9 protein-coding genes are annotated in these 10,624 nt (G+C 43.3%); 5 read left to right on the top strand and 4 right to left on the bottom strand.

Annotation, left to right across the window (positions count from 1 at the left end; all coding sequences use genetic code 11):
- Positions 1-250 precede the first annotated feature (250 nt).
- Positions 251-2,494: a sodium-translocating pyrophosphatase gene (locus AC59JO_RS24545; protein WP_413666783.1), complete on the bottom strand. Its 2,244-nt coding sequence runs from the start codon at positions 2,492-2,494 to the stop codon at positions 251-253.
- A gap of 158 nt (positions 2,495-2,652) precedes the next feature.
- On the opposite strand from AC59JO_RS24545, the gene AC59JO_RS24540 reads away from it, so the two are divergent.
- The 4 genes from AC59JO_RS24540 (at position 2,653) to AC59JO_RS24525 (ending at position 6,421) form a co-directional block, all read left to right on the top strand.
- The gene (locus tag AC59JO_RS24540) at positions 2,653-4,089 is read left to right on the top strand and encodes an APC family permease (protein WP_497308663.1); all 1,437 of its coding nucleotides are present in this window, start codon (positions 2,653-2,655) and stop codon (positions 4,087-4,089) included.
- Positions 4,067-5,473: a D-alanyl-D-alanine carboxypeptidase/D-alanyl-D-alanine endopeptidase gene (dacB, locus tag AC59JO_RS24535; protein ID WP_497308661.1), complete on the top strand. Its 1,407-nt coding sequence runs from the start codon at positions 4,067-4,069 to the stop codon at positions 5,471-5,473. The genes AC59JO_RS24540 and dacB overlap by 23 nt, the downstream gene beginning before the upstream one ends.
- Before the next feature lie 74 nt (positions 5,474-5,547).
- Positions 5,548-6,003: a hypothetical protein gene (locus AC59JO_RS24530; RefSeq protein ID WP_413666786.1), complete on the top strand. Its 456-nt coding sequence runs from the start codon at positions 5,548-5,550 to the stop codon at positions 6,001-6,003.
- Positions 6,004-6,022: 19 nt separating this feature from the next.
- Positions 6,023-6,421: a hypothetical protein gene (locus tag AC59JO_RS24525; RefSeq protein WP_413666787.1), complete on the top strand. Its 399-nt coding sequence runs from the start codon at positions 6,023-6,025 to the stop codon at positions 6,419-6,421.
- Between the two features lie 3 nt (positions 6,422-6,424).
- Here AC59JO_RS24525 and AC59JO_RS24520 read toward each other — a convergent pair whose 3' ends face one another.
- The 3 genes from AC59JO_RS24520 to AC59JO_RS24510 all read right to left on the bottom strand — a co-directional run bounded on the left by AC59JO_RS24520 (position 6,425) and on the right by AC59JO_RS24510 (position 9,195).
- Complete coding sequence (locus AC59JO_RS24520) at positions 6,425-6,883, bottom strand: lactate dehydrogenase (protein ID WP_497308657.1); 459 nt, start codon at positions 6,881-6,883, stop codon at positions 6,425-6,427.
- Between the two features lie 84 nt (positions 6,884-6,967).
- Positions 6,968-8,011 carry a response regulator gene (locus AC59JO_RS24515; RefSeq protein WP_497308655.1) on the bottom strand — a complete coding sequence of 348 codons (1,044 nt, stop codon included), beginning with the start codon at positions 8,009-8,011 and terminating at the stop codon, positions 6,968-6,970.
- Positions 8,008-9,195, bottom strand: coding sequence for a PAS domain-containing sensor histidine kinase (locus AC59JO_RS24510; protein ID WP_497308671.1), 1,188 nt, complete (start codon positions 9,193-9,195; stop codon positions 8,008-8,010). The genes AC59JO_RS24515 and AC59JO_RS24510 overlap by 4 nt, the downstream gene beginning before the upstream one ends.
- 187 nt (positions 9,196-9,382) lie before the next feature.
- Here AC59JO_RS24510 and AC59JO_RS24505 point away from each other — a divergent pair, with 187 nt between their 5' ends.
- The gene (locus AC59JO_RS24505; protein WP_497308653.1) at positions 9,383-10,624 is read left to right on the top strand and encodes a YdcF family protein; all 1,242 of its coding nucleotides are present in this window, start codon (positions 9,383-9,385) and stop codon (positions 10,622-10,624) included.

Here is a 10,624-nt window from a genome sequence, read left to right as displayed (position 1 = left end):
TGAAAGGTGAAAGGTGAAAGGTGAAAGGTGAAAGGTGAAAGGTGAAAGGTGAAAGGTGAAAGGTGAAAGGTGAAAGGGCATTATGTTAAGTAGAATAAGGAAAACTTACGAAGTTTTTAAAACTTCATAAGTTTAGATAAGAGTTATAAGCAGGTGGCTGTCTCAAATCTCACGTCTCAAATCTCATATCTAAATAACAACAAAAAAGCCGCCCTCAACAGGCGGCCCTCTCCATTAAATATAAAAACTATTAAACACTTTTCTCTGCTTTAACAACCACATGCGCGCTGATGGGTTGCTTATTCATTTCTTTTTGAATTTTGGCGCTGGTTGCAGCCGGATGGCCGTTCAGATGCGGCGCAATAACTAATGATACTATCGACATTAATTTAATGAGGATGTTCATAGACGGGCCTGAAGTATCTTTAAACGGATCGCCTACGGTATCACCGGTGACAGATGCCTTGTGCGGCTCGGATTTTTTGTAGAAAATTTCCCCGTTGATATCGCAGCCTTTTTCAAATGATTTTTTGGCATTGTCCCATGCGCCACCGGCGTTGCTCTGGAAAATGCCCATCAATACGCCCGATACGGTAACCCCTGCCAGTAGTCCACCCAATACTTCGGGGCCAAAGGCAAAACCGATAATAATAGGGGTGATCAGTGCTATTAACCCAGGGGCAACCATTTCGCGGATGGAGGCTTTGGTTGAGATAGCCACACATTTTTCGTATTCGGGTTTACCCTCATAGGTCATGATGCCCGGAATTTCACGGAACTGGCGACGTACTTCTTCAACCATGGCCATTGCGGCACGACCTACCGCCGAGATACACAAGGCCGAGAAAATGAAAGGGATCATCCCGCCAACAAACAGGCCGGCCAATACATTAGCTTTATAAATATCAATATGCTCAATGCCCGCTACGCCCACAAAAGCAGCAAATAACGCCAATGAGGTTAACGCTGCCGAAGCAATAGCAAAGCCTTTGCCTGTAGCAGCCGTAGTGTTACCAACAGCATCCAGGTTATCGGTACGGTGACGAACTTCTTCGGGTAGGCGGCTCATTTCGGCAATACCACCGGCATTGTCAGCAATTGGTCCGAAAGCATCGATAGCCAACTGCATTGCCGTTGTAGCCATCATACCGGCAGCAGCAATAGCTACACCATATAATCCGGCAAAATAATAGGAACCATAAATGCCCGATGCTAAAACAAGGATAGGTAGCACGGTTGATTCCATACCTACCGATAAGCCGCCGATAATATTAGTAGCATGACCGGTTGACGATTGCCTGATAATACTCAGTACCGGGCGTTTGCCCATGGCCGTATAATATTCGGTAATAATTGACATTAATGTACCAACTACAAGACCAACCACTATTGATCCGAAAACGCCGTTTTTGGTGAAAGGAATTATCCCTTCTTTTACAACACCGTTAACTTCATCACGTACCATGTGAAATTCGCCCGATGGCAGCATCCATTGTACAACAAAATAGGTAGCTATAGCCGTTAATACAATTGACGCCCAGTTGCCAATATTCAGGGCATTTTGTACGCTATCGGTTTCATTTTTAATTTTTACAAGTGATGCGCCAACAATAGAAAATATTAATCCTAAACCAGCAATCACCATCGGTAACAACACCGGGGCAATACCGCCAAAATTATCATGCGATACAATTTCGCGGCCGAGTACCATGGTTGCCAGCATTGTGGCAACATATGAGCCAAAAAGGTCGGCGCCCATACCTGCAACGTCACCTACGTTATCACCTACGTTATCGGCAATGGTAGCGGGGTTACGTACGTCATCCTCCGGAATGCCCGCTTCAACTTTGCCTACAAGGTCGGCACCTACGTCGGCCGCTTTGGTGTAGATCCCACCGCCAACACGTGCAAACAGTGCTATTGATTCAGCGCCTAACGAAAAGCCCGCCAAAACATCAAGTGCTTTTGCCATAGCCTCGCCGTTAACGCTACTGCCTGCTACCTTAACTACATAAAACTGGTAAAAAACTATAAAAAGCGATCCTAAACCAATGATGGCCAAACCGGCAACACCCAAGCCCATTACTGTTCCGCCTGTAAATGAAACTTTTAATGCTTGTGCCAGGCTGGTACGTGCGGCCTGTGTAGTGCGTACGTTAGCTTTGGTAGCAATGCGCATACCCAGGTACCCTGCAAAAGCCGATAGAAACGCTCCTATCAAAAATGATATGGCAATAACCCAACTTGAAGTGGCAACCGTGGTGCCCGACCAGGCCAGCAAAATACCTGCAACGGCAACAAAACCGCCAAGTACTTTCCATTCGGCACGTAAAAAGGCCATTGCGCCGTCGGCTATGTAACCGGCCAGTGTGGCCATGTCGCCGTCACCGGCGTTTTGTTTGGTAACCCAGGCCGCTTTAACGGCCATAACAAGGATGCCGATCAGCCCTAAAACAGGAATTAAATAAATTAAATAATTGTTTAGAAAATCCATATCACAAATTTGGTTTAGTAAGTAGGCACTGTGTTGGTTTTTATACAGTGTGTAAATAATAATTGGTATTGCAAAATAGTAATTTTATTTATTTACAATAGTGATCCTTAATATTAAAGTTTTTGAATAGTTTAGAGATTTAAACTCCAAAACAATATATGGCGAAAAACTCATCGCAACCCAAAATGAAACATGAGCTTAGCTTGCTGGATGGTACCATGCTGGTATCAGGTTCCATGATAGGCTCTGGTATTTTTATTGTTAGTGCCGATATTACCCGTAACGTAGGTTCAGCCGGCTGGCTCATAGCCATCTGGATCATTACCGGCTTTATGACGCTTACTGCTGCCCTTAGTTATGGCGAATTAAGCGGTATGTTCCCCAAAGCAGGCGGTCAGTATGTTTACTTAAAAGAAGCCTACAACAAGCTGATAGCTTTTTTATATGGCTGGAGTTTTTTCGCGGTGATTCAAACCGGTACTATTGCCGCAGTTGGGGTCGCTTTTAGCAAGTTCACTGCATATTTGATCCCGGCTTTTAGTGAAGATAACATACTTTTTCAACTCGGTTTTTTGAAGATCAGCGCAGCACAGCTAATGTCAATTTTCATTATCGTGCTACTTACCTACATTAATACAAAAGGGGTTAAAAGCGGCAAAATTATCCAAACCACTTTTACACTTACCAAGCTTTTGAGCTTGTTTGGCTTGATCATATTTGGGTTTGTAGCGCTGAAACCAGAGATCTGGCATGCCAACTGGAGTAACGCCTGGGATATTCATAACCTCAAGGCCGACAATACAACCGTAAGCCTTACCCTTGCTACCGCCATGGGGGCTATCGCGGCTTCGATGGTTGGCTCGATATTTAGCAGCGATGCCTGGAACAGTGTAACTTTTATAGCAGGCGAAATGAAGAACCCTAAAAGGGATGTTGCTTTAAGCCTTGGTTTGGGTACTTTGATCGTGACTGTTATCTATGTATCGGCCAACGTTGCTTACACAGGCGTGCTATCTATGCATGACATAGCTACTGCTGATAAAGACCGTGTTGCGGTGGCTGCATCACATATCATATTCGGTAATCTCGGCACGTATATCATTGCGGTTATGATCATGATATCAACCTTTGGTTGTAATAACGGCCTGATACTTTCGGGTGCCAGGGTTTATTACACCATGGCAAAAGATGGCTTGTTCTTTAAACAAACAGGGGAGTTAAACAAAGCCGGTGTGCCTGAATTTGGTTTATGGATCCAGGCCGCGGTAGCTTCGATACTTTGCCTGAGCGGTCGCTATGGTGACCTGCTCGATATGATATCCTTTGTGGTGGTGATTTTTTATGTGCTTACCATCTTTGGCATTTATATCCTGCGAAAAAAACATCCAAATGCCGAGCGTCCTTATAAAGCATTGGGATACCCAATTTTACCTGCTATTTATATTATCATGGGATTGATATTTTGTGTATTGCTGATCATTTATAAGCCTCAGTTTACCTGGCCAGGCTTTATTATTGTATTGATAGGTGTACCGATATATTATATTTCGCAGCGGAACGTTAAGAAACAGGATGAGGCGCTTACTGATAATTAGTTTTTTATTTATAGGAGGATCTGCTGCGGCGCAAACGCTTCAGCAAAAAATATCAAATGCCTTTGGTCGTTTACAGGCCGATAGCCAGTGTAGTTATGCTTCGGTGTCATTAACCGTACTTGATGCTAAAACAGGCGAACAGGTGTTTGCCGGAAACCCTAATATGGGTTTAGCAACAGCGTCAACACTTAAAACCATTACCAGCATTACGGCCTTTAATATTTTAGGCCCGGATTTTCAATACCAAACGCAATTAGGTTACACCGGCGATATCGGTGCCGATGGCATGCTGAACGGCGATATCATCATCAAAGGCGCCGGTGACCCAACCCTTGGCAGTTGGCGCTACGAGCAAACCAAAGAGAGGCATATATTGGCGCTTATGGCCGATGCTCTGCAAAAGGCGGGCATCAAAAAAATAAGCGGTCGTATTATTGGTGATGATAGTATTTTCGGAACCCAGTCTATACCCGAAGGATGGATCTGGCAGGATATAGGTAATTATTACGGTGCAGGGACTTCAGGCCTTTGCTGGCGCGAAAATCAGTTCGATATTAAACTGCGTACTGGTGTAGTTGGTAACACGGTTGGTGTATCTCGTACCGTTCCGCAGATGCCATATCTTTCATTTAAAAGCGAATTAACCAACGGTGCTTCCGGATCTGGCGATAATGCTTATGCCTTTTTGCCGGTCGGCAGCAAGGTAATGTACCTGCGTGGTACTTATGCTATTGATCAGGAAAAGAAAAGTATTTCTGCAGCCCTGCCTGATGCTGCTTATGACGCTGCGTTGCGGCTTAATGATACGCTCAGAAGCCTTGGTATTATTATCGGTAACGAACCGGAATCGGCTGCTACTTTGAGTGCTAAAAACTTACCCACTCCTGTTATTACCAAAAATCTGGCAACTATCTCGTCACCTGCTTTAAGCAAGATCGTTTACTGGCTTAATCAAAAAAGTATCAACCTGTATGCAGAACAATTGCTTAAAACCATAGCCTGGAAACAGGGCCGTAAGCCTACAACTGCCAACGGCGTTGATGAGGTGCAAAAGTTTTGGGCGGCGCGGGGGATAGATACAAGGAGTTTAAATATTTACGATGGCAGCGGCCTTTCGCCCGGCGATAGGGTTACTACCTTAACACTTGCCCGTGTGCTGCAATCGGCAAAAAAGGAAAGCTGGTTTGCTGATTTTTATGCAAGCCTGCCTGTTTATAACGATATGAAAATGAAAAGTGGCAGTATCAATAATGTGCTGTGCTATGCCGGCTATCAGGCTAAAAATGGGCGTGAGCTTTGTTTTTCTATCATGGTCAACAACTTCAGCGGATCGAGCCGGGGAATCAAAGAAAAAATGTTCAGGGTGCTGGATGAGTTGAAATAGGAGCAGTAGGAGTGTAAGGGAATAATTTTGATGATTTGACGTTGTATAGTGAACATAATCCTATAAACCTCATCATGAAAATATTAACCTTAGCTCCGCACAAACCTATAACCTATGTTCCTGGATTGATTAGCCTGGTTTTATTTCCAATGTTATGCCTCATGTTTTTATATCAGCATAAGGCTTTTGTTCATAGGGGTGCATTGAATATTGCAATAGTTGATCCTGATATGGATAGGTTAATAGCAAAAAAATACCATGTCAAGATTCCCCCGGAGAGGAGTTATACAAATGTCAATTTAACCGGCAATGCAATGGGCGATCAATCGCTGCTTGAATTTGCAAGGTTTGAAATCAAAAGTATGATCCGGATAAAAAGTAAAACTTTGGGCATCCGTTTTCACTTCGGAAATAAGATGAAATATCAAACTTTTGTAAGTGTGATTGATATGTGTAGCGTTGAAGAAGCAATAGCGTGGATTCCGCTTAACGATGATATTTACGTTTTTTATGTAAAAGCCCGATATTAGAATAAGAATATATAAACCGATGAAAAAACTGACTATCTTCTTATTATTTGTGACAGCATCATTCGTTGCCTGCAAAAGCAAATCCGGCTCAAATGATGACGTACAATCCATCAAATTTAAGTTTACAGAACTTGGTCGCGAAACCCAGTTCAGGATTACTTGCGATAAGTTTGATTATTACTTCCCCGAAGGAAAAGAAAAAAACTTTGATAAAAAAACGGGTATTGACAGCGTAATGCAATTGTTAACCGGCATGAAAATGGTAAGCGATGGTACAGAACCCGACGTACGTGGAAAGATCTATATTACCCATGCTACCAAAGCAGTAGATACTGTTTGTGTAGGTGTTAAAGCGCTTAGCTATAAAGGCACAACTTATGAAACACCACAGGAATTACTGGTATTGATTCAGAAGTAGCATTTACAGAGCTTCCTTCACATCATCCTCAACCACAGCCCTACACCCTTTTGCACAAACACAAGCTTTGCCTACGCATTTATTTAATTGCCAGAGATCAAGACAGCGAATGGTTTGATTGGCGATTTCCTGTAATGTATCGCCGGTATTGACAACGTGCGGACTTGCAGATGGGATATTGGCCAGTTTAATCCCAAATTGTGCAGCTGCCTCCTTGTCGATATGGTCGGTATTGGATGAACGGGTTACAATATATTTAATGCCGGCTTCCGAAAGCTTTGCTATAACATCCGGCGAAACCTCATCTTCGATAGTTATGATAGCCGCTGTTTTTCCCTGGGCAAATATGGCGGTATCGGGGTTTAGATTGTTTGATATCAGCGTAATTTCATGCTTTTTGCGATTGGCTATCGCCAAAAATTCTTTTTCAAACGGTTTGATATTATAAGCTATCGCTTTCATCCTTCATTCATTTAACCGAAAGCAAAACTACCCTGAAGCGCTTGCTGTGGGAATGAGTAATATCACCTAAAAAAATGATGGCGATCAGTTTTTCATTTTACCAAGCCGTTCGGGGGAGAGCACAGTGATCTGGCTACCTTTTTTATCAATAAGGTTTTCGTCTTTAAAATCGGTAAGGGTGCGGCTCACGGTTTCGGTTGCAACGCCGGCCATGGCTGCAAGGTCCTCGCGCGATACTTTGAAATCGCTTCCCTGTTGTTTGTAAAGACGTATCAGGGTATCGGCCATTCTTTTCCTTACAGAGTTATAAGCAAGCTGCAGTAACTGTTCTTCCCTGTCGCGGATATGGTTGGAGAGTAGTTTGATAAACTCTCGGGCCACACCCGGGTATAAATTAAGCAGGTTATCCAGCTGGTCTTTAGGGATCAGGCATAGCAGACTATCTTCCATGGCTGTTGCGGTATCTGAATAGGCCTCGTTTGAGAGCATGGCATTTACACCAAGGTATTCTTCGGCCGAATGGATGGCAGTCATCAGTTCGCGACCATCATCGGCCAGTTTAACTGTTTTAACCCGGCCGTTCAGTATTAAGTACAAGCCATTTCCTTTATCGCCATTGTAATAAATAACCTGGTCTTTTTTAAACTGGCGGGCTTTACGTTCGGCTATGATGCGCTTTAGCTCGGCAAGTCCGCTGTTTTTTGACACAATGGAGTTTAAGTTTTCGAGCGATTGACTATAGAAGTTTTGCTGGGCGTTTTTTTTTCGGAGCCTGCTTTCAATGGCACTTAACAGTTCCATGTCGTCAAAAGGCTTGGTTAAATAATCATCGGCTCCCATTTCCATACCTTTTCGTTGATCAATCCGTTCGGCCTTGGCTGTCAGAAATATAAAGGGGATGGTAGCAGTTTCTGGATTTTTGTTCAGCATATATAAAACACCGTAACCGTCAAGCTCCGGCATCATGATATCGCAAAGTATTACATCGGGCAGGTTTTTAACAGCCAGTTCAATACCGGCTTTACCATTGTCGGCCTCAAACACGATGTAGCCGGCCAACTCAAGTATCTCAACCACATTTTCGCGGATATCTGTATTATCTTCTATGATCAGGATCTTTTGGCTCATTGTACAGGGAATGAAATGGTGAATGAAGTGCCTTCGTTTACATTGCTTTGAAAATCAACCTTGCCATTCATAAGGGCGGCATACCGTGCTACAATGTTAAGCCCCAGTCCGGTACCGGGGATATTGCCTGTATTATTCGCCCTGAAAAAGGCTTCGAACAGATGCTTTTGGTCACTTTCCGGAATACCTATGCCGTTATCCTTTATCGTAACGGAACATCCGGAAATATTTATTTCAGTATTAAATTCAATAAAGCTATTCTCGCCCGAATATTTAATGGCGTTGGTAATAAGATTGATAATGCAATTTTTAAGCAGGTTGGTATCCAACCGCACCAGGCTATTTGTGCCGGTATGCTGATAAAGGAATGTTTGATTTTGTTTGGCGATGAGTTGCATTTCTTCGGTTATTTCTTCGGCCAGTTTAACCAGGTCAAACGTACTGTACGATGGTTCAACACGACCAGCCTCCAGTTTTTCGAGCGAAAGAAAATCGTTTAGGATAGTGGTGAGATTGCCAACCGCATTTTTGATCTTGTTAACATGTTTGCTGATCTGCGGACTTTGAAATGGCTCCGCATATTTATCTATAAGCGAAGCTGATAGCTGAACGGCACTTAATGGGGTACGGAATTCATGCGATGCCATGGATACAAAACGGCTTTTGAGTTGCCCGAGTTCTTTCTCTTTTTCAAGTGATTGACTTACTTCTTCCTTAGCTTTTTGCAATTCAAGAAAAGATTTTTTCAGCGACAGGGTACGTTCCTCCACAAGGTTTTCAAGTTGCGAAGCATATTCTTTAAGCCGGTCTTCGGCTTTCTTTTCACGGCTCAGGTCATGGATAAAACCGGTGAAGATACGGCGGCCCGCGTAGTTTACATCGCTAACGCCAAGCCTGAACGGGAATTGGGTGCCATCTTTGCGTAGCCCGGTAACTTCGCGTCCAATACCGATGATATGTGCCGTGCCGGTAGTTTGATAACGGTTGATATAATGATCATGTTCCTGTTTATAAGGCTGGGGCATTAACATGGATATGTTTTTGCCGATAACCTCACCCGGCTCATACTGAAAAAGCTTGCATGCTGATGGGTTGATGGTTTCAACGATCCCGCGTTCATCAATCGTGATAATGCCGTCGATAGCGTTTTCGATAATGGCTTTTAATAAGGCGGTACTTTCCATGAGGGGATATTCGGTAAAATTATCAGCTTTTACAAATATCAAAATTGACATGGACTATTTTGTCCTAAAGATGGTATATCTTAATTTAAATCAAAAATAGGCCTGTTTTGTAAGAGGAAAGTTACCAGTAGTTAACCTTGAGTTTATGTGCTAAGGCGTTATTTGCGCCTTGTTAAAAAACAGCTCAATGAAAAAACTCCTGCTATTGGCATTGCTTGGGTTGGGTGGTTTAAGTGCTTCTGCACAAAGTCCGGCCCCTGCCAAAACTACACCTACAGATTATGTAAAGATTAAAAACTACGGCTTGCTGACTTTGTTTGAGCAGGACGCCGAGGTAAGCACTTTACTAAAAAACGATCCTGAACTGGCACAGCTCACGCAGAAAAAACTTGATGCACTTAACACTTCTCTTACCGATTGTAAAGACGCATTATGCTTAACAGCTGCTGTAAAATTAACTGATGAAGATATCAAAAATGTAAGCGACCGTCTTATCGCGCTTTACAAAACAGGCAGTGCGCTTGATAAGCTGGTTAAATCAAAGCTAATCCCATCGGGGCAATATAGTTTGTACAAAAAGCTATCGCCCGCACAATTGCTTGTAAAAGCCTGGGAGCAGGATGCCTGGAGCATTAATTATACTATCGGTGTTTATGCCGAGGGTAAAAAGCCAAATTATCCGCAGATAGATTCAATTAGCTATAACGTTAAGGCGAGGGCCTATTATACGCTAATGTATGATGCCAGTGCTACATTGATTGGCGATATTAAAGGAACCAAACTGTTTTTTGAACCGGCCATGCAGGCGGCATTGCTTTATCTGCAAATTAACGAAAGGCAGGACCCTGCTAATTACGAGCCGATGGAGCTAAATGCTAACAAGGCTGCTGTAACTCGTGTGAAAACGATTAAATGGGCCGATTATCCATATTCAAATATTCTTGTACCCGGTGCTGGTCCGGATAATTTAACATCGCCGCTGAGCGGGGAGGGGATGCTGCGTTGCAGGCTGGCTGTACAGGAGTATAAGGCAGGTAAAGCGCCTTTTATCATTGTATCTGGCGGTAAGGTGCATCCTTATAAAACAAAATATAATGAGGCTGAAGAAATGAAGGTTTACCTGGTTAAAACCCTTCACATACCCGAAAGTGTTGTTATTATAGAGCCACATGCGCGCCACACTACTACTAATATGCGCAACAGTGCAAGGTTGCTTTATAAATATGGTATCCCTGCCGATAAACCTGGTATTGTGGTAACTGATAAATCGCAGACGGATTTTATTATGACCATGGATGCCCGTTGCCAGAAAGAACTGAACTATGTGCCTTACAAACTGGCTAAGCGCAATTCAGAAACCGAAGCAGAATATTATCCGGTTGAGGAGGCCAAACAAATTGATCCGGACGAACCACTTGATCCTCGTTAA

The sequence above is a fragment of the Mucilaginibacter sp. A5337 genome (assembly GCF_059690695.1).
This window is presented reverse-complemented; position numbering and strand designations above follow the sequence as displayed.

Excerpts from the sequence above, each read along its gene's own strand:
- AC59JO_RS24545 (WP_413666783.1), bottom strand. The coding sequence starts at position 2,494 with ATGGATTTTCTAAACAATTATTTAATTTATTTAATTCCTGTTTTAGGG.
- AC59JO_RS24540 (WP_497308663.1), top strand. The coding sequence starts at position 2,653 with ATGGCGAAAAACTCATCGCAACCCAAAATGAAACATGAGCTTAGCTTG.
- dacB (WP_497308661.1), top strand. The coding sequence starts at position 4,067 with ATGAGGCGCTTACTGATAATTAGTTTTTTATTTATAGGAGGATCTGCT.
- AC59JO_RS24530 (WP_413666786.1), top strand. The coding sequence starts at position 5,548 with ATGAAAATATTAACCTTAGCTCCGCACAAACCTATAACCTATGTTCCT.
- AC59JO_RS24525 (WP_413666787.1), top strand. The coding sequence starts at position 6,023 with ATGAAAAAACTGACTATCTTCTTATTATTTGTGACAGCATCATTCGTT.
- AC59JO_RS24520 (WP_497308657.1), bottom strand. The coding sequence starts at position 6,883 with ATGAAAGCGATAGCTTATAATATCAAACCGTTTGAAAAAGAATTTTTG.
- AC59JO_RS24515 (WP_497308655.1), bottom strand. The coding sequence starts at position 8,011 with ATGAGCCAAAAGATCCTGATCATAGAAGATAATACAGATATCCGCGAA.
- AC59JO_RS24510 (WP_497308671.1), bottom strand. The coding sequence starts at position 9,195 with ATGGAAAGTACCGCCTTATTAAAAGCCATTATCGAAAACGCTATCGAC.
- AC59JO_RS24505 (WP_497308653.1), top strand. The coding sequence starts at position 9,383 with ATGAAAAAACTCCTGCTATTGGCATTGCTTGGGTTGGGTGGTTTAAGT.